At 60.1% G+C, this 21,020-nt stretch carries 21 protein-coding genes; 10 read left to right on the top strand and 11 right to left on the bottom strand.

Translation table 11 applies throughout. The annotated features are described in order from the left end of the window. Position 1: 1 nt before the first annotated feature. Genes mnmG through OEZ71_RS09605 form a run of 4 tightly spaced genes read left to right on the top strand, consistent with a single transcriptional unit; the run spans position 2 to position 4,196 of the window. The gene (mnmG, locus tag OEZ71_RS09620; protein ID WP_263739732.1) at positions 2-1,876 is read left to right on the top strand and encodes a tRNA uridine-5-carboxymethylaminomethyl(34) synthesis enzyme MnmG; all 1,875 of its coding nucleotides are present in this window, start codon (positions 2-4) and stop codon (positions 1,874-1,876) included. Continuing rightward, entirely contained in the window at positions 1,873-2,496 is a 624-nt protein-coding gene (gene rsmG, locus OEZ71_RS09615; RefSeq protein WP_263739731.1) for a 16S rRNA (guanine(527)-N(7))-methyltransferase RsmG, read from the top strand. The genes mnmG and rsmG overlap by 4 nt, the downstream gene beginning before the upstream one ends. Beyond that, positions 2,489-3,295 (top strand): ParA family protein, encoded by an 807-nt coding sequence (locus OEZ71_RS09610; protein WP_263739730.1) that lies wholly within the window; start codon positions 2,489-2,491, stop codon positions 3,293-3,295. The genes rsmG and OEZ71_RS09610 overlap by 8 nt, the downstream gene beginning before the upstream one ends. 10 nt (positions 3,296-3,305) lie before the next feature. Next, positions 3,306-4,196, top strand: a complete 891-nt coding sequence (locus OEZ71_RS09605) for a ParB/RepB/Spo0J family partition protein (protein WP_263739729.1) — start codon at positions 3,306-3,308, stop codon at positions 4,194-4,196. Positions 4,197-4,201: 5 nt separating this feature from the next. Here the strand turns inward: OEZ71_RS09605 and OEZ71_RS09600 are convergent, their stop codons facing one another. Genes OEZ71_RS09600 through rph form a run of 5 tightly spaced genes read right to left on the bottom strand, consistent with a single transcriptional unit; the run spans position 4,202 to position 7,412 of the window. Next, the gene (locus OEZ71_RS09600; RefSeq protein ID WP_412175616.1) at positions 4,202-4,558 is read right to left on the bottom strand and encodes a YbaN family protein; all 357 of its coding nucleotides are present in this window, start codon (positions 4,556-4,558) and stop codon (positions 4,202-4,204) included. Beyond that, the gene (hemW, locus tag OEZ71_RS09595) at positions 4,555-5,709 is read right to left on the bottom strand and encodes a radical SAM family heme chaperone HemW (protein WP_263739728.1); all 1,155 of its coding nucleotides are present in this window, start codon (positions 5,707-5,709) and stop codon (positions 4,555-4,557) included. The genes OEZ71_RS09600 and hemW overlap by 4 nt, the downstream gene beginning before the upstream one ends. 4 nt (positions 5,710-5,713) lie before the next feature. Then, positions 5,714-6,088: a RidA family protein gene (locus tag OEZ71_RS09590; protein ID WP_263739727.1), complete on the bottom strand. Its 375-nt coding sequence runs from the start codon at positions 6,086-6,088 to the stop codon at positions 5,714-5,716. After that, the gene (gene rdgB / locus OEZ71_RS09585; protein WP_263739726.1) at positions 6,085-6,702 is read right to left on the bottom strand and encodes an RdgB/HAM1 family non-canonical purine NTP pyrophosphatase; all 618 of its coding nucleotides are present in this window, start codon (positions 6,700-6,702) and stop codon (positions 6,085-6,087) included. Before rdgB ends, OEZ71_RS09590 begins: the two co-directional genes overlap by 4 nt. Continuing rightward, on the bottom strand, positions 6,702-7,412 hold the full coding sequence (gene rph / locus OEZ71_RS09580) for a ribonuclease PH (protein WP_263739725.1): 711 nt from the start codon (positions 7,410-7,412) through the stop codon (positions 6,702-6,704). The genes rdgB and rph overlap by 1 nt, the downstream gene beginning before the upstream one ends. Positions 7,413-7,527: 115 nt before the next feature. Between rph and hrcA the strand changes: the two genes are divergently transcribed. After that, positions 7,528-8,595, top strand: a complete 1,068-nt coding sequence (hrcA, locus tag OEZ71_RS09575) for a heat-inducible transcriptional repressor HrcA (RefSeq protein WP_263739724.1) — start codon at positions 7,528-7,530, stop codon at positions 8,593-8,595. 3 nt (positions 8,596-8,598) lie between these two features. After that, positions 8,599-9,147, top strand: coding sequence for a nucleotide exchange factor GrpE (locus OEZ71_RS09570; protein ID WP_263739723.1), 549 nt, complete (start codon positions 8,599-8,601; stop codon positions 9,145-9,147). A gap of 86 nt (positions 9,148-9,233) precedes the next feature. On the opposite strand, the gene mutS is transcribed toward OEZ71_RS09570, so the two are convergent. Continuing rightward, positions 9,234-11,849, bottom strand: coding sequence for a DNA mismatch repair protein MutS (mutS, locus tag OEZ71_RS09565; protein ID WP_263739997.1), 2,616 nt, complete (start codon positions 11,847-11,849; stop codon positions 9,234-9,236). A gap of 158 nt (positions 11,850-12,007) precedes the next feature. Between mutS and OEZ71_RS09560 the strand changes: the two genes are divergently transcribed. Next, the gene (locus tag OEZ71_RS09560) at positions 12,008-14,269 is read left to right on the top strand and encodes an NADP-dependent malic enzyme (RefSeq protein ID WP_263739722.1); all 2,262 of its coding nucleotides are present in this window, start codon (positions 12,008-12,010) and stop codon (positions 14,267-14,269) included. Positions 14,270-14,309: 40 nt separating this feature from the next. On the opposite strand, the gene msrA is transcribed toward OEZ71_RS09560, so the two are convergent. From msrA to OEZ71_RS09545, 3 genes are all read right to left on the bottom strand, one after another. Beyond that, the gene (gene msrA / locus OEZ71_RS09555) at positions 14,310-14,930 is read right to left on the bottom strand and encodes a peptide-methionine (S)-S-oxide reductase MsrA (protein ID WP_263739721.1); all 621 of its coding nucleotides are present in this window, start codon (positions 14,928-14,930) and stop codon (positions 14,310-14,312) included. An 89-nt stretch (positions 14,931-15,019) separates the two neighbouring features. After that, positions 15,020-15,304, bottom strand: coding sequence for an SCP2 sterol-binding domain-containing protein (locus tag OEZ71_RS09550; protein WP_263739720.1), 285 nt, complete (start codon positions 15,302-15,304; stop codon positions 15,020-15,022). Positions 15,305-15,384: 80 nt separating this feature from the next. Next, positions 15,385-16,611 (bottom strand): argininosuccinate synthase, encoded by a 1,227-nt coding sequence (locus OEZ71_RS09545; RefSeq protein WP_263739719.1) that lies wholly within the window; start codon positions 16,609-16,611, stop codon positions 15,385-15,387. Positions 16,612-16,820: 209 nt separating this feature from the next. Between OEZ71_RS09545 and OEZ71_RS09540 the strand changes: the two genes are divergently transcribed. Both OEZ71_RS09540 and ilvA read left to right on the top strand, forming a co-directional pair. Further along, on the top strand, positions 16,821-17,495 hold the full coding sequence (locus OEZ71_RS09540; RefSeq protein ID WP_263739718.1) for a hypothetical protein: 675 nt from the start codon (positions 16,821-16,823) through the stop codon (positions 17,493-17,495). Positions 17,496-17,516: 21 nt separating this feature from the next. After that, positions 17,517-18,764 carry a threonine ammonia-lyase IlvA gene (gene ilvA / locus OEZ71_RS09535; protein WP_263739717.1) on the top strand — a complete coding sequence of 416 codons (1,248 nt, stop codon included), beginning with the start codon at positions 17,517-17,519 and terminating at the stop codon, positions 18,762-18,764. A gap of 5 nt (positions 18,765-18,769) precedes the next feature. Here the strand turns inward: ilvA and OEZ71_RS09530 are convergent, their stop codons facing one another. Then, a complete protein-coding gene (locus OEZ71_RS09530; protein ID WP_263739716.1) occupies positions 18,770-19,108 on the bottom strand; it encodes an Hpt domain-containing protein in 339 nt (112 codons plus the stop codon). Between the two features lie 219 nt (positions 19,109-19,327). On the opposite strand from OEZ71_RS09530, the gene OEZ71_RS09525 reads away from it, so the two are divergent. Next, entirely contained in the window at positions 19,328-20,548 is a 1,221-nt protein-coding gene (locus tag OEZ71_RS09525) for a PP2C family protein-serine/threonine phosphatase (RefSeq protein WP_263739715.1), read from the top strand. A 2-nt stretch (positions 20,549-20,550) separates the two neighbouring features. On the opposite strand, the gene OEZ71_RS09520 is transcribed toward OEZ71_RS09525, so the two are convergent. After that, positions 20,551-20,994: an NUDIX hydrolase gene (locus OEZ71_RS09520; RefSeq protein ID WP_263739714.1), complete on the bottom strand. Its 444-nt coding sequence runs from the start codon at positions 20,992-20,994 to the stop codon at positions 20,551-20,553. Positions 20,995-21,020 lie beyond the last annotated feature (26 nt).

Here is a 21,020-nt window from a genome sequence, read left to right as displayed (position 1 = left end):
AGTGTTTCACGTGAAACATTTTGACGTCGTGGTCGTTGGCGGAGGGCATGCTGGAACCGAAGCAGCACATGCTTCTGCGCGCCTTGGCGCCGCAACAGCGCTCGTCACGCTGCGGCGGGACGCGATCGGCGTCATGTCCTGCAACCCGGCAATTGGGGGTCTCGGCAAGGGCCATCTGGTGCGGGAAATAGATGCGATGGACGGCGTTATGGGCCGTGTCGCGGATATGGCAGGGATCCAATTCCGCCTGCTGAATCGGAGAAAGGGGCCTGCCGTCCAGGGGCCGCGCGCGCAAGCGGACCGGCGGTTGTACCGAGAGGCGATGCTTTCCATCACCGAGGCACAGCCTAACCTGGCAATCGTTGAAGGTGAGGTGGTCGACTTCCGGACGGAAGGAGATCGTGTTGCCGGTGTTGTTTTGGCCGATGGTGCTGAAATAGCTGCAAAATCCGTAGTTCTGACGTCGGGCACATTTCTGCGCGGAGTAATTCATATCGGAGATATAAGCCGCCCGGGTGGTCGCATGGGTGATCGCCCGTCGGTGCCATTGGCTGAACGGATCGAGGCGCTGGGCCTGCCGCTCGGTCGCCTTAAAACCGGCACGCCGCCCCGACTCGACGGCCGGACAATTGCGTGGGATCGGCTTGAACGCCAGCCCGGGGATGATGAGCCGACGCTGTTTTCCTTTCTGCACCGAACGCCGTTCGCCCGGCAGGTCGATTGCGGGATCACCTATACGAATGAGCGTACGCACGATATCATTCGCGAGAATCTCGGCCGGTCGGCCATGTATGGCGGCCATATTGAAGGAGTCGGTCCTCGGTATTGCCCGTCCATCGAGGACAAGGTCGTTCGTTTCGCCGACAAAACATCGCATCAGGTATTTCTGGAGCCGGAAGGTCTTGATGACCCGACGGTCTATCCGAATGGGATTTCTACCTCGCTTCCGGAAGATGTTCAGGAGGCCTATGTCCGTTCAATTGGCGGTCTTGAGAACGTGGCAATCCTTCAGCCGGGATACGCGATCGAATACGACTATGTCGATCCACGCGCGCTTACGTCCACGCTCGCCGTTAAGGCGGCGCCCGGGCTATATCTTGCGGGCCAGATCAATGGGACCACCGGATATGAGGAGGCTGCGGCACAGGGTCTGGTTGCCGGCTTGAATGCTGCCCGCGCAGCGAAGGGCAAAGAGGCACTGATTTTCGCGCGATCGCAGAGCTATATCGGCGTGATGGTCGACGATCTTGTGACGCGTGGCGTGACAGAACCTTATCGAATGTTTACCTCCCGCGCGGAGTTTCGTCTGTCTCTCCGGGCAGATAACGCTGATCAGCGACTGACCCCGCTCGGGATCGAAATTGGCTGTGTGGGCGAAAACCGCAGACGGCAGTTTGGCGAGAAGCTCAATGCTTTGACTTCTGGCAGGGCATCGCTGGAGGTGTTGACTTTAACCCCCCGCGAAGCGGCGACATACGGAATTGACGTTGGTCAGGACGGCCGCCGCCGTTCGGGCTTCACCCTTTTGAGTTTTCCCGGCGTGTCTTTTTCATCTTTGGAACAAGCCGATCCGGGCCTGTCGGAACTGTCGGATGATATCAAGGAGCAGCTTAAGCGCGACGCGACTTATGCAACTTACATCGAGCGCCAGCAAGCGGATGTAGAAGCGGTCCGGCGCGATGAAGGTCACGAAATTCCACAGGATTTCGACTATTTTGCGCTTCCGGGCCTGTCGAATGAACTCAGGGAGAAGCTTGCGCGGATTCGTCCAGCGACGCTGGCCCAGGCGGGCAGGGTCGACGGTATGACGCCCGCTGCCCTGACGCTGATCCTTGCGATGCTGCGGCGTGCCGAACGGGTGCGTAGTGCAGGATGACGACCGAGGATCATGTCATATCGGGGCGTGATGTTTCACGTGAAACAATGGCGCGACTTGTCCGGTATGAAGAACTTTTGCGCAAGTGGAACCCGGCAATCAATTTGGTTGCCCGCTCTACCATCAAGTCAATATGGGAGCGCCACTTCCGCGATTCGATTCAAGTGTTCGATCTCGCACCGGAATCTGCGACGAGTTGGGCGGATCTTGGGTCCGGTGGAGGTTTTCCGGGAATGGTCGCTGCAATTCTCGCGGCTGAGGAAAGACCCCACCAGCACGTAACCCTGGTTGAAAGCGATCAGCGCAAAGCGGCATTTCTGGCAACTGTCGCACGTGAAACGGGCGTCAGTGCGACGGTAATTTCCAAAAGAATTGAGGATGTTGAGCCTCTCGGGGTCGATATCCTGTCAGCAAGAGCGCTGGCGCCTCTTACGCAACTTCTCGAATATGCCCACCGCCATCTGGCTTCTGGAGGTGTGGCGCTGTTCCCGAAGGGCGCTGCATGGCGTGAAGAAGTGCAAGTTGCCCTTGAATCCTGGCGCTTCAGCTATGAGAACAAGGCAAGCGTCACCGATCCAGCCGCCACCGTTCTGACAATCGGAGGAATTTCGCGTGTCTGATCCGACCCGTCCGCCGGGGCCGAAAATCATCGCCATCGCCAATCAGAAGGGCGGGGTCGGCAAGACCACGACCGCGATCAACCTTGCTGCGGCGCTGACCGAAGAAAACATGAATGTCCTGCTGGTTGACCTCGATCCACAGGGCAATGCGTCCACCGGTCTTGGGGTTGAACCGGCCAGTCGCGAACTCACCACCTATGATCTTCTGCTTGAGGAAGCGGAACTTATGGACGTGATTCGCGCCACAAAGGTGGAGGGGCTTTGGATCTGCCCGGCCACGACGGATCTTTCATCGGCGGATATCGAGCTTGTCGCCAATGAAAAGCGCAGCTTCCTTCTTCACGATGCGCTGCGGCAGCCGGCCGTTGATTTCTTCGACTTCGATTACATCCTGATTGATTGCCCGCCTTCGCTCAGCCTGCTGACCGTCAACGCCATGGTTGCGGCACATTCCGTGCTGGTGCCGCTTCAGGCAGAGTTCTACGCGCTTGAGGGTTTGTCGCAGCTTATGCTCACCATCCGGCAGGTGCGGCAATCGGCCAATCGTGATCTTCGGATCGAGGGCGTCGTTCTGACCATGTATGATGGCCGCAACAACCTTTCGACCCAGGTGGAGGCCGATGCCCGCGCTAACCTGGGTGAACTCGTCTATCAGACCGTCGTTCCCCGAAATGTCCGCCTTTCTGAGGCGCCATCATACGCGGTGCCGGTTCTGACCTACGATACGATGTCAAAAGGCAGCATGGCCTATCGCGCGCTGGCACAGGAGATGCTGGCCCAACACAAACTGCGGGCGTAAGGGGGCAAAGATGACCGACAGAAAATCGGAACGGCGTGGTCTCGGGCGTGGCCTGTCGGCGCTTATGGCCGACGTCAATCTGGATGAACCTACCAGCCGCGACCCCGACCGCCCGCGCCGGGCTGATACCCGCCTGCCGGTCGAGAAGTTGGAGCCAAATCCCGACCAGCCTCGCCGTGATTTTTCCACCGAGGCGCTGGAGGAGCTTGCAGCCTCAATCCGCGCCAAAGGGGTGATTCAACCGCTCATTGTCAGAATTAATCCAAGAAAATCAAATAGTTACGAGATTGTCGCCGGTGAACGCCGCTGGCGAGCTGCGCAGATCGCCCAGCTTCATGACGTTCCGGTCCTGATCCGCGATTTTTCTGATACCGAGGTTCTGGAAGTCGCGATCATCGAGAACATCCAGCGCGCCGATCTGAACGCGGTGGAGGAGGCGATGGCCTATCGCCAGCTCATGGACCGGTTCGGGCACACGCAGGAGAAGCTGGCTGAGGGCCTGTCAAAAAGCAGAAGCCATATCGCAAACCTTCTGCGTCTTCTCACCTTGCCTGGCGAGGTTCAGACCTGGCTTCGCGAAGGCAAACTGACCGCCGGACATGCCCGCGCGCTTGTTACGACCGAAGACCCGACCGCCCTTGCGCGTCAGGTGATCGCCAAGGGGCTCTCAGTGCGTGAAACCGAGCGGTTGGCAAAGGCGCCCGTAAAGAAGCCCGCCGCCCGTGCGGCCCGGCCAGAAAAGGATGCCGATACCCGAGTGCTGGAACAGGATCTTTCGGCGCATCTGAAGATGAGGGTCGTGATCGATCACAAGGGGCTTGACGGTGGCCAACTCGTGATAACCTATAAAACGCTCGATCAGCTGGACGAACTGTGCCAGGTGCTCAGCACGACCCGTTAGTCGGATCACCCCTCGGGTCGCGTCCAGATAAAGACAGCGACGCTCGTCAATACGATCACCTGAATGATCAGGGCCCTCATCGGCGCACCAAACAGGATTGCCAATAGGAACGCGGCCAGGATGGATAGTGTTGCGGCCCATTTCGCTCGTCGACCTATAGCCCCACGGTCACGCCAGTTTTCAATCGGTGGACCGAAGACCGGGTGTGACAATAACCAGTCGTGAAGCCGCTCCGACCCACGGGCGAAACAGAAGGCCGCGAGCAGCAGGAACGGCACCGTCGGCACAAGCGGAAGAAAAATGCCAATCGTCCCGAATGCCAGCGCCAAGCCGCCAGCAGCCAGCCAGAACGACCGGATCATGGCATCAACTCGCGGATCAAAGCGTTCAGAACCGCCCGCCCGGATGATGTGGCCCTGATACGGCTACCAGTTTGCTCAAGCATCCCAAGTCCGGACAGTTTCTCAACGGCAGCGGCATCAAGTTCTCGCCCCGACAGCGCATGAAAGCGTCCGGTATCAGTTCCCTCGATCAAACGAAGCGACATCATCAGGTATTCACCGGCCTGATCAGCGAGCGCAACGGCCTGCCTTGGCATTTCGCCGCGCCCGGTCTTCTCGACCTGTTCCAGCCACAGGGTCGGGGAAAGCGGTGTTTCTGTTGCCCATTTATAACCGCCCAGCGTCAACCGCCCGTGCGCGCCCGGACCAATTCCGGCATAGTCGCCATAACGCCAGTAGATCAGGTTATGGCGGCTTTCACAGCCTTCCCGCGCATGGTTCGACACCTCATAGGCCGCCATGCCGAGTTCATTCAGAATATTCTGTGTTTCTAAATACATATCGGCTGCTAGGTCGTCATCCGGCAAACCTCGCAACCCGCCCGCAGCATGCCGCGCACCAAATGCTGTGCCATCCTCGATGGTCAGCTGATAAAGCGAAACGTGGTCGACCGCCATCGCTGCCGCTTCCCGCAATTCTGCTTTCCAATCCGCCAGATTCTGATCCTGCCGCGCATAAATCAGATCAAAACTCACCCTGGCAAAGGCATTCCGCGCCACATCGAAGGCTGCGCGGGCTTCGACGACCGAATGTAGCCGACCCAATCTCTTCAGATCGGCATCGTTCAACGCCTGAATACCCATCGACACGCGGTTGACCCCTGCATCCGCATAGGCCCTGAACCGGCCAGCCTCAACCGATCCGGGGTTGGCCTCCAGCGTGATTTCAATATCATTAGCAAAGGACCAGCTGGCCCGAACTTTGTCGAGAATGGCCGCGACAAGCTCAGGCTTCATCAGCGATGGCGTCCCCCCACCGAAGAAAACCGTGTTCAGCACTCTGTCAGGGGTTTCCGCGCTGATGCGGTCAATCTCGCTCAAGTAAGCCCGCGCCCAACGATCTTGATCGATCTCGGCCGCGACATGAGAGTTGAAATCGCAATAGGGACATTTTGAGGCGCAGAAAGGCCAGTGCATATAAAGCCCAAACCCGCCATTCCGCCAGTCTTCCATGGGCTCAGCCCTTGAAGGCCGTTACTTCGATCTCGACCAGCATTTCCGGCTTGATCAGTCCCGCGATGACCATCGTGGCAGCGGGGCGGATCTCGCCAAAGGCTTCGCCTAGCGCGGGAACCAGATCATCGACCAGACCGGCATCTGTGACCGTGTACTGGACCCGTACGATATCCTCCATCGTGAAACCAGCCTCGACCAGAACACCACGGATCGTGGCAAAGCAGTTGCGGGCCTGATCTGCGATACCATCGGGCATGGTCATCGTTGCATAATCATAGCCCGTGACACCCGAGACGAAGCACCAGCCGCCTTTCACCACCGCACGGCTGTATCCCATTGTTTTTTCAAACGGTGACCCCGTGGATATCCGCTTCATGCGCCGATCCTTTCAAAGCAGGCGACCAACTTACCGAACGCATCTGCGCGGTGGCTGATCCGGTTTTTCTCTGCCGGGTCCATCTCGGCAAAGGTAATGTCATACCCGTCCGGCTGAAACATCGGGTCATAGCCATGACCCTGTGCGCCACGCATCGGCCAGATCACCTGACCCTCAACCTTGCCTTCAAATACCTCATCATGCCCGTCGGGCCAGGCCAGAACCATCGTCGCACGAAACCGTGCGCTGCGCGGGTAAGGGGCGTTAGCGGCTTCCAGCTCATCCCATGTCCGCGTCATGGCCTTCACAAAATCACGGCCCTGCGGGGTTTCAGCCCAGTCAGCGGTGTAAACCCCCGGTGCGCCGCCCAATCCGTCAACCTCGATGCCGCTGTCATCGGCCAAAGCAGGCAGGCCGGTTGCCGTCGCGGCGGTATGCGCTTTGATCCGGGCATTGCCAACGAATGTTGTCTCGGTTTCGGCGGGTTCGGGAAGACCCATGTCACCCGCACTGACACATGCGATGCCATAAGGGGCGAGCAGGGCGGCAATCTCTTCCAGTTTGCCCTTGTTATGGGTCGCAACCAGCAGCCTGTCGCCCGAAAACCTGCGCATCAGATCGCGGCCTTTTGTGCCTCGACCAATGCCGCAATGCCTGCCTCGGCATGATCCAGAAGCTTCGACATCTCGTCACGCGAAAAAGTCGCGCCTTCGGCCGACATTTGCACCTCAATCAGGCGGCCGCGTCCGGTCAGGATGAAATTGCCATCCGTGCCGGCCTCGCTGTCCTCTGCATAGTCAAGGTCCAGCACCGGCTGACCGGCATAGATCCCACAGGAAACCGCTGCAACGTGATCGACAATCGGGTCGCTGGTGACCGCGCCCGCCTTGATCATCTTGTTAACGGCCAGTCGCAATGCGACCCAGCCCCCGGTGATCGAGGCGCAGCGCGTGCCGCCATCTGCCTGGATCACATCGCAATCGACAACGATCTGACGTTCGCCAAGGGCAACGCGGTCCACGCCTGCCCGCAATGCGCGCCCAATAAGGCGTTGAATTTCCTGTGTTCTTCCGGATTGCTTGCCTGCGGCCGCCTCACGCCGATTGCGGGTGTTCGTGGCGCGCGGCAACATTCCGTATTCCGCCGTGACCCAGCCCAGCCCGGTCCCTTTCAGGAACGACGGCGCCTTGTCTTCGACCGTTGCGGTGCACAAAACATGCGTGTCCCCACATTTAATCAGGCAAGACCCCTCGGCGTGTTTCGTCACCCCCGTCTCGATAGAGACGACGCGCATTTGATCGAGCTTCCGGCCTGAGGGTCGCATGAAAAGTCCTTTCTCACTGTTGTCGCCAGTTACTAGCGGCGGCCCCGGCGATGCAACCCCGATTGACGGCGGCGGCGCTGGGCCATTTACTGCGGACTGCCCTATATATGTGACGATGACCGACAAAGCGAAAATCCTGTCTGAAATGAATGACCGCTCGCGTGAAGTGTTTCGCCGGGTGGTTGAGGGCTATCTCGATTCAGGCGATCCGGTCGGGTCACGCACCCTGACCCGCACGATGAGCGAAAAGGTCTCGGCCGCGACGATCCGCAATGTAATGCAGGATCTGGAATTCCTCGGCCTGCTCGATAGCCCGCACACCTCGGCCGGCCGTATTCCGACTCAGTTGGGTCTACGCATGTTTGTCGACGGGCTGATGGAGGTTTCAACCCTGTCGCTTCAGGACCGTGAGGCGATCGATGCAACAACCGGCGGCAACGAACCCGGCGTTGTCTCTCTTCTGGACCGGGTAGGGCAGGCGCTGTCAGGGATCACACATGGCGCAAGCCTCGTCCTGACCCCGAAACACGAAGCCGCTATCCGTCATATAGAGTTCGTCAGTCTCGGCCATGACCGCGCACTTGTTGTTCTGGTCTTCGCCGATGGCCATGTCGAAAACCGTGTATTCTCACCACCGCCGGGCCAGACACCTTCGTCTATGCGCGAGGCGGCCAATTTCCTGAACGCGTTGGCCGAAGGCCGAACAATGTCTGAGTTACGCGCCCATATGACGCGCGAAATCAATCGGCGCAGACAGGAGCTCGACACCGCAGCCCGCGCGCTTGTCGAAAGTGGGCTCGCCGTCTGGGAAAACCCCGGCGAATCCCATGAACGGCTGATCGTTCGGGGCCGCGCGAATCTTATCGATCAGGCCGACGAGGCCGATTTTGAGCGCATCCGCACCCTCTTTGACGACCTCGAGCGCAAGCGCGACATCGCGGAATTCCTCGAACTGGCCGAGGCGGGCGAGGGTGTACGCATTTTTATCGGCTCCGAGAACAAGTTATTCTCACTTTCGGGTTCCTCTCTGGTGGTCTCTCCCTATATGAACGCTGACCGTAAGATCATCGGCGCCGTGGGCGTGATTGGTCCGACGCGGCTCAATTACGGGCGCATCGTGCCGATCGTCGACTACACGGCGCAGCTTGTCGGGCGGCTCCTGTCCGGCGAGCGAAAGGGATAGACCATGAGTGAGATGAAGAAAGACGAGATTGCCGAGGATCAGGCGCTGATGGGCGACGAAGGGCTTGAGGCTGAAGTGATCGTCGATGAGCTTGAGGCGCTGCGCGCCGAGCGGGATGAGATGCGCGACCGATTCATGCGGGCGCTAGCCGACGCAGAGAACATCCGCAAGCGTGGCGAACGCGACCGGCGCGAGGCGGAACAATATGGCGGCTCAAAACTCGCGCGCGACATGCTGCCGGTCTACGACAATCTCAAACGTGCGCTGGACGCAGCGGGCGAGGAGACCCGCGAACAGGCCAAGGGGCTTGTCGAGGGGATCGAGTTGACTATGAAGGAACTGATCACGATCCTTGGCAAGCATGGCGTTCAGCCGGTCGTGCCCGAGGTTGGCGACGCCTTCGACCCGCAGATCCATCAGGCCATGTTCGAAGCCCCGGTACCCGGCACCAAGGCGGGCGACATCATTCAGGTCATGACCGAGGGCTTCATGCTGCACGAACGGCTGCTGCGCCCGGCGCAGGTGGGCGTTTCCTCGACGCCGAAATCGTAGGATTTCACCGCCAGGGCGGGGGTTTTAAACCCCCGCACCCCCATCGGATACTTCCACAATGAAGAAGCCGCAACGCCTGAGTCGCGTCAGTCTCCGATCATGGATTTGAGATCGTAAAGAGCGGCAAGCGCTTCCAGCGGCGTCATCTCGTCAGGATGTAGCGATGTCAGGCGTTCTTCGACTTCCGATGGACCCTTGGCGGGGCGGGGTGGGGTGACAGGTGCGGCGCTGAACAAAGGCAAGTCGTCGATCAGCGTGTGTTTGCGCGTGCCACCTTCGCGTTCGCCCTTTTCCAACGCGTCCAGTACGACTTTTGCCCGTTCGACGACCGCCGTTGGCAAACCGGCGAGGCGAGCAACCTGCACGCCGTAGCTGCGGTCGGCGGCGCCCTTGCGGACCTCGTGCAGGAAGATCACCTCGCCTTCCCATTCCTTGACCGCGACCGTGGCGTTGTCCACCCCGTCGAGCTTTTGCGAAAGCGCAGTCATCTCATGATAATGGGTGGCGAAGAGCGCACGGGCGCGGTTGACATCATGCAGATGTTCCAGCGTGGCCCAGGCGATGGACAACCCATCATAGGTCGCCGTGCCGCGCCCGATTTCATCGAGGATCACCAGCGCCCGGTCGTCGGCTTGGTTGAGGATTGCGGCGGTTTCCACCATCTCGACCATGAAGGTAGACCGCCCGCGCGCAAGATCGTCGGCCGCACCGACCCGGCTGAAGAGCTGGCTCACCAGCCCGATATGCGCGCGCCGCGCCGGCACGAAGCTGCCTGCCTGTGCGAGAAGTGCGATCAGCGCGTTCTGGCGCAGGAAGGTTGATTTACCGGCCATGTTCGGGCCGGTCAGCAGCCAGATCGCCGGGGTGTCGCCTTCGGTCAGCGCGCAATCATTGGCGATGAACGGTTCGCCTGAGCGTTTCAGGGCGCGCTCCACGACCGGATGGCGACCGCCCTCAATCTCGAAGGCGCGGCTTTCATCCACCTGAGGTTCGCACCAATCCTCGCCACGGGCCAGATCGGCGAGGGCGGCCGTCAGGTCAATCTCGGCCAAGGCGCGCGCCGCCAGTGAGATCAGGGCGGACGCATCCAGAATCATGGCTTTTAGGCCGTCATAGAGCCTTTTTTCGATCTCCAGCGCCAGATTGCCGGCATTGAGGATCTTTGTCTCCATCTCCGAGAGCGGCACCGTGGTGAAGCGCACCTGATTGGCTGTGGTTTGACGGTGGATGAAGGTTTCATTCAAGGGCGCCGACAGCATCTTTTCGGCGTGAGTCACCGTTGTCTCGATGAAATAACCTAGCACGTTGTTGTGCTTAATCTTCAGGCTCTGGATGCCGGTCTGCGCCGCATAGTCCGCCTGCATCTTTGCGATGACGCCGCGGCCTTCGTCGCGCAATTGGCGGGCTTCGTCCAGTTCGGCATTGTGACCGGCGGCGATGAAGCCGCCGTCGCGCACCAGCAAGGGCGGCTCCGCCACCAGGGCGTCATTCAGAAACGCGACAAGGTCGTCAAAGCCCAGAAGGTCCGCCGCTGCCCGGGCGATCCGGTCGGGACATTCGTCGGACAACCGTCCGGCCATGCGCCCGGCCTCTGCAAGTCCGGCGCGGATTGCGGTCAGGTCGCGCGGCCCGCCACGGTCGAGCGCAAGACGCGACAGCGCCCGGTCCATATCGGGTGTCTTGCGCAGATCGGCGCGCAGGCATTCAGCCAACCGGGCCTCGCTGACGAAATACCGCACCGCTTCGAGGCGCGCGTGAATTTCCTCAAGGTTGCGCGAGGGCGCCGACAGCCGCCGTTCCAGCAGACGCGCGCCGCCCGCCGTTACCGTTCGGTCGATGGCAGCGATGAGTGACCCGTCGCGCCCGCCCGACAGCGCCTGCGTGATCTCCAGATTGCGCCGGGTCGCGGCGTCGATCTGCACCGATCCGCCCGGCGCCTCCTTTACCGGTGGTCGCAGGAGTGGCAGCTTGCCGCGCTGGGTCAGGTCGAGATATTCGACGATGGCCCCCATGGCCGAGGTCTCGGCCCGGTCGAAGGCGCCGAACGCATCCAGAGTGGCGACGTCATAGAGGTCGCAAAGCCGCTTTTCCGCACCTGTGCTGTCGAAGGACCCGCGTGACAGAGGCGTCATCGCCGCCCCCGAATCATACACTATTCCAGCCAGATCGGCCTCTTTTGCCTCGCTCACAACCACTTCACGGGGGGCGAGGCGGGCCAGTTCCGGCGCAAGCCGTGAAAGCGGGCATGGGACCACCCGGAATTCACCGGTCGAGATGTCGACCCAGGTCAATGCCGCCTCATCCCGCACCTCGGACCAGGCTGCGAGGAAATTGTGCCGCCTCGCCTCCAAAAGTGATTCCTCGGTCAGCGTCCCCGGCGTCACCAGTCGCACGACATCGCGGGCCACAACCGATTTCGACCCGCGCTTTTTCGCTTCGGCCGGGTCCTCCATCTGCTCGGCGATGGCGACGCGGAACCCCTTGCGGATTAACGTCAGCAGATAGCCCTCGGCTGAATGGACCGGCACGCCGCACATCGGGATATCCTGCCCGAGATGCTGGCCGCGTTTTGTCAGCGCGATATCGAGTGCCGCCGCCGCCGCTTCGGCATCGTCAAAGAACATCTCATAGAAATCGCCCATCCGGTAGAAGAGCAGCGCGTCCGCATAGCGCCCCTTGATCTCCAGATACTGCGCCATCATCGGCGTGACATTGCTGTCCTGAGCGTTCACGTGATCCCCCTCGCGCTTCGGCGCGACCCTACAAAACCGCGCCCTGGTGTAAAAGCGGCAAATCCTTTGCATTGTGGCCGAACGAAGGGGACGTTAAGAGGGCGGAAACGAACAAGGAACCGTCGCAAATGGCCCCCAAGAACCGCGTCACCCCGGAAGAGGCACTCGCCTATCACCTAAACCCCACGCCCGGGAAGTACGAGATCAACGCGTCCAAGCCGATGGCAACGCAGCGCGACCTGTCGCTGGCCTATTCCCCCGGCGTTGCGGTCCCGGTTGAGGCCATCGCTGCCGATCCCGGTACGGCCTATGACTACACGGTCAAGGGCAACATGGTTGCGGTCGTCTCGAACGGCACCGCGATTCTTGGCCTCGGTAACCTTGGTGCGCTGGCATCGAAGCCGGTGATGGAGGGCAAGGCGGTGCTCTTCAAGCGCTTTGCCGATGTGAACGCGATCGATATCGAACTGGATACCGAGGACCCGGACGAGATCATTCAGGCCGTCAAACTGATGGGCCCGACCTTCGGTGGTATCAACCTTGAGGATATCAAGGCGCCGGAATGCTTCATCATCGAAAGCCGGTTGAAGGAGATCATGGATATCCCCGTATTCCATGACGACCAGCATGGAACGGCGGTGATCTGCGCGGCGGGCCTGATCAACGCGCTGGAGATTTCGGGCAAGGACCTTGCTGATTGCAAGATCGTGCTGAACGGCGCCGGGGCGGCGGGGATCGCCTGCTTGGAACTGATCAAGGCAATGGGCGCGAAGCATGACAACTGCATCATGTGCGACACCAAGGGCGTGATCTGGCAGGGCCGGACCGAAGGCATGAACCAGTGGAAGTCAGCCCATGCCGCGCGGACCGAAGCGCGAACGCTGGAAGACGCGATGAAAGGGGCGGACGTGTTCCTTGGCGTTTCGGCCAAGGGCGCGGTCACGCCAGAGATGGTCGCAAGCATGGCGCCCAATCCGGTCATCTTCGCCATGGCCAATCCGGACCCCGAGATCACTCCGGAAGAGGCGCATGCGGTGCGCGAGGATGCGATCGTCGCTACCGGTCGGTCGGACTACCCGAACCAGGTCAACAACGTCCTCGGCTTTCCCTATCTCTTCCGCGGCGCACTCGATATCCACGCTCGCGCCATCAATGACGAGATGAAGATCGCCTGCGCCGAGGCGCTTGCAAAGCTTGCCCGCCAGCCTGTGCCGGAAGAAGTGGCAATGGCCTATGGTCGCAAGCTGACCTTCGGGCGCGATTATATCATCCCGACACCCTTCGACCCACGTCTGATCCATGTGATCCCGCCCGCTGTCGCCAAAGCCGGGATGGATACCGGCGTGGCACGCCGTCCGATCATCGACATGGAGGCCTATGAGCTGAACCTCAAGACGCGGATGGACCCGACTGCGTCGATCCTGCAGGGCATTCATGCCCGCGCCCGTCAGGCGCAGGCGCGGATGATCTTTGCCGAAGGGGACGATCCGCGTGTTCTGCATGCCGCCGTTGCCTATCAGCGCGCCGGGCTGGGCAAAGCCCTGGTCGTGGGGCGTGAGGCCGATGTTAAGGAAAAGCTGACCGCCGAGGGGTTGGCCGATGCGGTGTCAGAGTTGGAGGTGGTGAACGCCGCGAATACGACGCATCTCAGCACGTACAAGGATTTCCTTTACGAACGGCTGCAACGGAAGGGGTTCGACCGGCATGATGTTCACCGGCTTGCCGCGCGCGACCGGCATGTCTTTTCCGCGCTGATGCTGGCCCATGGCCATGGCGATGGTTTGGTAACGGGGGCCACGCGCAAGTCGGCCCACGTTCTCGGACTGATCAATCATGCCTTCGATGTGCGGGCCGAGGATGGGGCGGTTGGTATCACCGCCGTCCTGCATCGGGGCCGGATCGTCTTTATCGGCGATACGCTGGTGCATGAATGGCCCGATGAGAACGACCTTGCCGACATCGCCGAACGCGGCGCGGCGGTGGCAAGGGGCTTGGGGATCGAGCCGCGTGTTGCGTTCCTGTCGTTCTCGACCTTCGGCTATCCGGTTAGCGAACGCGCGACCAAGATGCATCAGGCACCGAAGGTGCTGGACGCGCGCGGCGTGGATTTCGAATATGAAGGCGAAATGACTGTCGACGTGGCGCTGAACATGGAGCAGATGGCGCATTATCCGTTCTGCCGCCTGTCAGGTCCCGCCAATGTACTGGTCGTGCCTGCGCGGCATTCGGCCTCGATCTCGGTGAAGCTCTTGCAGGAAATGGCGGGCGCCACCGTGATCGGCCCGATTCTGACCGGCGTCGACAAGCCGATTCAGATGTGTTCGATGGGCTCGACCGTGAATGACATCTTGAACATGGCCGTCATTGCCGCCTGCGGGCTCGGTCACTGAAAGAAAATGCCCCGGCGAAAGCCGGGGCTGAAATGCTGCGTCAGTGGGTAAAGGCCGCGGCGCTACCCCATAGCTGTTTGATTCGCTGATCGCGGCCACAGGCGTTGCGATAGAACTTGTAGGCTTCTGACTGCTTCTTGGGACCACGCCGGGTCAGGACGAGGTTAGAGCCCTTGTAATAGTCCTGATGATAATCCTCGGCCTTGTAGAACGGTCCGGCAGTCTCGATGGGTGTCACGATTTTGCGGCCAAGCGCTACCATCGCCTCGGCCTTCGCGGCTTCCGCCGCCGCGCGCTGTGCGGCGTTCTTCACGAAGATCGCGGTGCGGTAGCTGTCGCCCCGGTCGCAGAATTGCCCACCCGCATCGGTCGGATCGACCGAACGGAAGAAGAGGTCGATAATCTTCGCATAGCTGATCTTTGCGGGATCAAAACGAATTTCCACCGCCTCGTAGTGCCCTGTGCCGCCTTTCGTCACCTGTTTGTAGGTCGGGTTCTTCACCGTGCCGCCAGTATAGCCGGACACCACCGACTTCACGCCCGGCACGCTTTCGAAATCGGATTCAACGCACCAGAAACAGCCGCCCGCAACGACAGCGGTCTCGGTCGCGGCCAGTGCAGGGCCGGTCAGCATCAGGAAGGCAAGGATCAGTCGCAGCATTCTTTTACTCCGTTTTGGCGGAGGAAACGGGGAACTGTGCCCTTGGGCAACTCATCTTCCCGTGAGGTCACGGGATCGTGGTGAATGTGTCAGCCGAGAAGTTTGGCGAGACCCATCGCGACAGATAGATCGCCCGAAACCTTGAGCTTACCCATCATCACACCGGTCATCGGATTGAGTTTGCCGGTCAAGAGTTTCACGAGGTTCTCTTCACTGATCTTCAGCGTGCAGTCCGTATCGCGGTCGGCGGTGGACGCGGTTCCATCGGCCAGAACGATCACCCCAGCGTCACCGCAATCGAATTTGAGCGAACCGATGAAGCTCCGCGTCTCCAAAGTCTTGCTGATATCGGCGGCGATGGCGTCCAGCGGCATAAAATCCTCCCGTGAGTTACGGGAGGATGTAGTGGTCTCTGACAGCGTTCGGCAACCAAAGCGTTACGTCACGAAAGACGTTAGCCTTTTACCCGCGCGTTCCGCGTGGCGATCAGCTTCAGGCGGAGCGCGTTGAGGCGGATGAAGCCTGCGGCGTCCTTCTGGTTGTAGGCGCCTGCGTCTTCCTCAAACGTCACATGCTTTTCGGAATACAGCGACTGGTCCGACCAGCGGGCGACAGTGCGGGCGGAACCTTTGTAAAGCTTCACGCGTACAGTGCCCGAGACATGTTCTTGGCTCTTGTCGATCAGCGCCTGAAGCATCTCGCGCTCGGGGCTGAACCAGAAACCGTTATAGATCAGCTCGGCATAGCGCGGCATGATCGAATCCTTCAAGTGGCCCGCGCCTGCATCGAGCGTGATCTGCTCGATCCCGCGATGGGCTTCCAAGAGGACCGTGCCACCCGGCGTTTCATAGACGCCGCGGGATTTCATGCCGACGAAGCGGTTTTCCACGAGGTCGAGAATGCCGACGCCATGCTTGCCGCCAAGTTCGTTCAGCCGGGTCAGGATCGTGGCCGGGCTGAGCGCCTCGCCATTGATCGCGACCGCATCGCCCTTTTCAAAGGTGATTTCCACGAATTCCGGCTGACCGGGCGCATCCTCGGGCCGGGTGATGCGTTGCAGGACATAGTCCGGCGCCTCTTCGCCCGGGTTTTCCAGAACCTTGCCCTCGGAAGAGGTGTGCAGAAGGTTCGCATCGACCGAGAAGGGCGCCTCGCCGCGCTTGTCCTTGGCGATCGGGATCTGGTTCTGTTCGGCGAATTCCAGAAGGCGCGTGCGGCTCGTGAGGTCCCATTCCCTCCAGGGTGCGATCACCTTGATGTGGGGGTTGAGCGCATAGGCGGAAAGTTCGAACCGAACCTGATCGTTGCCCTTGCCGGTCGCACCATGGGCGACGGCATCAGCGCCGGTTTCCGCCGCGATCTCGACCAGACGTTTTGAAATCAGCGGCCGGGCGATGGAGGTGCCGAGCAGGTAAAGCCCTTCGTAAAGCGCGTTCGCGCGGAACATCGGGAATACGAAGTCGCGCACGAATTCCTCGCGCACATCCTCGATATAGATGTTCTCCGGCTTGATCCCCAGCAATTCCGCCTTCTTGCGCGCCGGGTCCAGCTCCTCCCCCTGGCCAAGATCGGCGGTGAAGGTCACGACCTCGCAGCCATATTCGGTTTGCAGCCACTTCAGGATGATCGAGGTATCAAGACCGCCGGAATAGGCGAGGACGACTTTCTTGGGCGCGGACATGGGGCATTCCTTCACGTCAGGACAGGCCCGCGCGCGATACCGGGTTTTTCGGCGCAGGGCAAGGTGAGCGGCGTTCCCCTTTGACCGGTCCATGCGGTTGGGATAACGACGGGGCAACCAAGCGGTCAGAGGACAACATGGCTTTCCGAATTATCGTGCATGCATTCCGGATGGTGTTCGGAAACTTCGGCGCAGCTTTGCGGATCAGCATGCCGATGATCGTGGTCGGTATTCTTGCGGCCATCTTTGTAACACCGCGTCAGATGTCTGATCTGGGCACACCGGCCGAACAACTCCAAAACTATGTAACCGGTCCGTTTTTGATCTCGCTGCTGGCCTATATGATTGCAACACTTTGGGTGGCTGTGGCCTGGCATCGATATTGTCTGCGCGAAGAATATCCCGGCGCGATGATGCCCGCCTTTCATGGCGATCGTATGCTTGGCTATCTTGGCTGGTCGATCCTGATCATGCTGGTTGCGATCCTGGTTTCCGTCGTGGCTGGCATCGTCATTTCGGCGGTTGGCGCCATTACCCAATCTCATGCTCTGGCTGCGCTCTTGTGGCTTGGGTGGTTCGGAACGCTTCTATGGTTCATCCAGCGGATTTCGCTGGTACTGCCTGCAAGCGCGGTGAACGAACAAAAAAGCTTCCGGCAATCGTGGGAGGCGACGCGGCCCCTGTCCGGGACGATTCTGGCGGTTGCCCTCATTTTCGCGCTTTTCAGTGTGCTTTTGGGTCAGGTTGCACTGCCATTCTACAATGCCTCATTCGTGCTTGGCGGCTTGATCAGCGCAGTTACTCAGTGGATCAGCACGATGTTGGGCCTGTCCATCCTGACGACGATCTACGGCATTTGCATCGAAGGCCGCACAATCGATTGAGTCACGCATGAAGGACCGGGTATGAGCAGGTTTTCCAGACAGGTCCTCGAGACCACGCAGGCCTTGCGGGATCTCTTTCCGCCGACGCCGTTGCAGCGCAATGATCATCTGTCTGCGCGCTACGGCGCGGATATCTGGCTGAAGCGCGAAGACCTGACACCGGTGCGCAGCTACAAGCTGCGCGGTGCTTTCACCGCGATGCGCAAGGTTCTGGCAACCGATCCGGCGCATAGCCATTTCGTCTGTGCGAGTGCTGGCAACCACGCGCAGGGCGTTGCCTATGCCTGTCGGCATTTCGGGGTGCGCGGCACGGTGTTCATGCCGGTGACGACGCCGCAGCAAAAGATCGACAAGACACGGGTCTTCGGTGGTGACAATGTGGAAATCCGCCTGACCGGTGACTATTTCGACCAGACCCTGGCCGCCGCGCAGGCGTTTTGCACCGAGGCTTGTGCTCATTTTCTTTCGCCTTTCGATGATTCCGACGTGATCGAGGGTCAGGCAAGTGTTGGCGTCGAAATCCTTGAACAGTTGGAGCGAGCCCCTGACCTGGTTGTGCTGCCGGTCGGTGGCGGTGGGCTTGCCTCTGGTGTGACCACCTATCTGGCCGAGGCCGCACCCGATACCCGGTTCCGCTATGTGGAGCCGGCGGGCGGGGCCAGCCTTGCGGCGGCAATCGCAGCTGGTGAGCCGGTGACACTGAAAAAACTCAACAGCTTCGTCGATGGCGCCGCCGTTGCCCGCATCGGAGTGCAACCCTTCGCCCGACTGAAAGCTGTGACGGCAGGTCATATCCTCGCCGCGCCTGAGGACCGCATCTGCATTACTATGCTGGAGATGCTGAATGTCGAAGGTATCGTTCTGGAACCGGCAGGCGCTCTTTCGGTCGATGCCTTGCCTGGGCTTGCCGATGAGATTCGCGGGAAGATCGTCGTTTGCGTGACCTCAGGCGGTAATTTCGATTTCGAACGCCTTCCCGAGGTCAAGGAACGTGCGCAGCGCTACGCAGGTCTGAAGAAGTATTTCATCCTGCGCATGCCGCAACGCCCGGGTGCCTTGCGCGAGTTTCTGGCGATGCTCGGCCCGGACGACGACATCGCCCGGTTTGAATATCTCAAGAAATCCGCCCGAAACTTTGGTTCGGTACTGATCGGCATCGAGACGAAGAATGCGGAGAATTTTGCCGACCTTACGCAGAAATTGGACGATGCCGCCTTTTCCTATCGCGATATCACGGAAGATGAGGCGCTTGCCGAGTTTCTGATCTGACCCGCTCAGGCCGCTGAACTGGCCCGGTCGGCGAGACCTTCCATGAACGCCTTCTTCGATACGAAATAGCTGTCGATGACACGACCGATATCAATATCTGCCGCCTTACCAATCGCCGCTCGTCGCTCGCCATCCTGACATAGACCGCCGAACTCCTTGAATCCGAGGTTCCATGCGCCGCCCTTCAGGAAATGCAGGTCAGATTCGAAGGTTGCAGGGTCAGGGGCTGTTTTGAGGCGCATCACGACGCCTTCGACCTCGTCCAGAAACAACTCGACGACCTCAGCGAAACCATCCGGCCCGATTTCATGTTTCAATTCGTCGATGCGCCCCCAATCGATCATCGTCCTTATCGCCCCATGCATCCGTTCACATCGACCCTAGGACCGAAACATTACGGCGCCGTTAAGCACAGCCATATCCCCAGACACTGTTCAGCGCATTTTAACCCGCAGACGGTTAGCTGATGCGCGAACCCGGAGTAGATCGGGCGAGGGTGTTTTTTGCAGGTAGCCGTTTCCATTTCGCAGTACGACACGGCGGCGGGGCTGGCCGTCCCGCAGATGCGGCGCGTCATGGTGGTCGATGACAGCCGCATGCAACGGAAAATTCTCAGCTCTCAGCTCGCACGTGCCGGATATTCGGTGACCGAAGCGGGCAGCGCCGAAGATGCGCTGGCGCTTGCTGAAATCGATCCGCCCGATCTGGTCATCTCGGATTGGATGATGCCCGGCATGTCGGGGATCGAGTTCTGCCAGGCCCTGCGGGCGCAGGTGAAGGAAAACTACGTCTATTTCATCCTGCTGACTTCCAAGACGGAATCGGCGGAGATCGCGCGGGGACTGGACGGCGGCGCGGATGACTTCCTGACAAAACCGGTCAGCGGTGATGAGTTGCGCGCCAGGATTGCCGCCGGTGAACGCATTCTGGGAATGGAGCGGGAGCTGACCGATAAGAACCGACTGTTGTCGTCGACTTTGGGAGAATTGCAGGCGCTCTACGATTCGGTCGATCGCGACCTGATGGAGGCAAAAAAACTTCAGCAGAGCCTTGTACGCGAACGTCACCGAGACTTCGGCAAGGCAGAGGTCAGCCTGCTCTTGCGTCCCTCGGGTCATGTCGGTGGTGACTTGGTCGGATTCTTCCCGATCAATGCGCGCAGGGTCGGGATCTTTTCCATCGACGTGTCGGGCCATGGCATCACCTCCGCACTTATGACCGCACGGCTTGCAGGCTATCTGTCCGGCAACTCGCCGGAACAGAACATTGCGTTGGTGTTGACCGAATTCGGGATATACGACGCCCGCCCGCCCGAAGAACTCGCCGAGCAACTCAACCGAGTTGTCATGCAAGAGATGCAGACGGAAAACTATTTCACGATGGTTTATGCTGATGTCGACCTGATCTCGGGAAGGGTCGTGATGGTGCAGGCCGGACATCCACACCCGGCCATTCAACGTGCTGACGGTCGGGTTGAGTTTCTCGGCAAGGGTGGCCTGCCGATCGGACTGGTTGAGCCCGCTGATTGGGAGGCATTCGAAGCCCTGCTTTTACCCGGAGACCGTCTATTCCTGATGTCCGACGGGATCACCGAAGCGGAGGATGCGCAGGGTGTACAGCTTGGCGAGGCGGGGCTTTCACGGCTTATGGCAACCTGCCGTGACTTCAGCGGCGCTGACTTTCTTGAATCGTTGGTCTTGCATCTCACCGACTACGCTGGAGACGAATTCGGCGATGACGTTTCAGGCGTATTGTTCGAGTTTCATGGTGCCAAGGAGTTATGAGGTCAAAGACCACTCAGCGCCTGCTCCAGAAAATATCGGTCGCCGTCGTTGCCGAGCAACCAAATTGCCTCTGATCCCGTCATCCAGACCGCCTGATGTCCCGGTTCGGACGGAGATCCCAGACTTCTCGCTGGCCGGGCAAGATAGACGGTGCAGAGCTTTTCCGCCCATTTGTCATATTCGGGCATATAGACGAACCGCCGGAACGCACCAAGCCGCCGGGGCGATGTAATCGTCCAACCGGTCTCTTCGCGCACCTCGCGGTAAAGGGCGCGCAGAGGCGATTCGCCGGGGTCGATGCCACCGCCCGGCAACTGAAACTCCGGCTCGGGCTCTTCCTGACGGGTAACCAGTACGTCGGAACCCCGCAACAGCACCGCATAGACGCCATGCCGGATTCCGTATCGCTGGCCGTGTTGCGGCGCCTCGCCGAATCGCCGGATCATGCCTGTCCCCTTTGTCATCTGGTTGT

Source organism: Albidovulum litorale (genome assembly GCF_025751495.1).
Taxonomy (GTDB): domain Bacteria; phylum Pseudomonadota; class Alphaproteobacteria; order Rhodobacterales; family Rhodobacteraceae; genus Albidovulum; species Albidovulum litorale.
Note: the sequence above shows the minus strand (reverse complement) of the source record. Positions and strands in the feature narration are given on the sequence as shown.

Bases quoted from the DNA above. Each gene is read 5' to 3' on its own strand.
- rsmG (WP_263739731.1), top strand. From the start codon at position 1,873: ATGACGACCGAGGATCATGTCATATCGGGGCGTGATGTTTCACGTGAA.
- OEZ71_RS09605 (WP_263739729.1), top strand. From the start codon at position 3,306: ATGACCGACAGAAAATCGGAACGGCGTGGTCTCGGGCGTGGCCTGTCG.
- OEZ71_RS09600 (WP_412175616.1), bottom strand. From the start codon at position 4,558: ATGATCCGGTCGTTCTGGCTGGCTGCTGGCGGCTTGGCGCTGGCATTC.
- hemW (WP_263739728.1), bottom strand. From the start codon at position 5,709: ATGGAAGACTGGCGGAATGGCGGGTTTGGGCTTTATATGCACTGGCCT.
- OEZ71_RS09590 (WP_263739727.1), bottom strand. From the start codon at position 6,088: ATGAAGCGGATATCCACGGGGTCACCGTTTGAAAAAACAATGGGATAC.
- rdgB (WP_263739726.1), bottom strand. From the start codon at position 6,702: ATGCGCAGGTTTTCGGGCGACAGGCTGCTGGTTGCGACCCATAACAAG.
- rph (WP_263739725.1), bottom strand. From the start codon at position 7,412: ATGCGACCCTCAGGCCGGAAGCTCGATCAAATGCGCGTCGTCTCTATC.
- hrcA (WP_263739724.1), top strand. From the start codon at position 7,528: ATGACCGACAAAGCGAAAATCCTGTCTGAAATGAATGACCGCTCGCGT.
- OEZ71_RS09570 (WP_263739723.1), top strand. From the start codon at position 8,599: ATGAGTGAGATGAAGAAAGACGAGATTGCCGAGGATCAGGCGCTGATG.
- mutS (WP_263739997.1), bottom strand. From the start codon at position 11,849: ATGATGGCGCAGTATCTGGAGATCAAGGGGCGCTATGCGGACGCGCTG.
- OEZ71_RS09560 (WP_263739722.1), top strand. From the start codon at position 12,008: ATGGCCCCCAAGAACCGCGTCACCCCGGAAGAGGCACTCGCCTATCAC.
- msrA (WP_263739721.1), bottom strand. From the start codon at position 14,930: ATGCTGCGACTGATCCTTGCCTTCCTGATGCTGACCGGCCCTGCACTG.
- OEZ71_RS09550 (WP_263739720.1), bottom strand. From the start codon at position 15,304: ATGCCGCTGGACGCCATCGCCGCCGATATCAGCAAGACTTTGGAGACG.
- OEZ71_RS09545 (WP_263739719.1), bottom strand. From the start codon at position 16,611: ATGTCCGCGCCCAAGAAAGTCGTCCTCGCCTATTCCGGCGGTCTTGAT.
- OEZ71_RS09540 (WP_263739718.1), top strand. From the start codon at position 16,821: ATGCCGATGATCGTGGTCGGTATTCTTGCGGCCATCTTTGTAACACCG.
- ilvA (WP_263739717.1), top strand. From the start codon at position 17,517: ATGAGCAGGTTTTCCAGACAGGTCCTCGAGACCACGCAGGCCTTGCGG.
- OEZ71_RS09530 (WP_263739716.1), bottom strand. From the start codon at position 19,108: ATGATCGATTGGGGGCGCATCGACGAATTGAAACATGAAATCGGGCCG.
- OEZ71_RS09525 (WP_263739715.1), top strand. From the start codon at position 19,328: ATGCGGCGCGTCATGGTGGTCGATGACAGCCGCATGCAACGGAAAATT.
- OEZ71_RS09520 (WP_263739714.1), bottom strand. From the start codon at position 20,994: ATGATCCGGCGATTCGGCGAGGCGCCGCAACACGGCCAGCGATACGGA.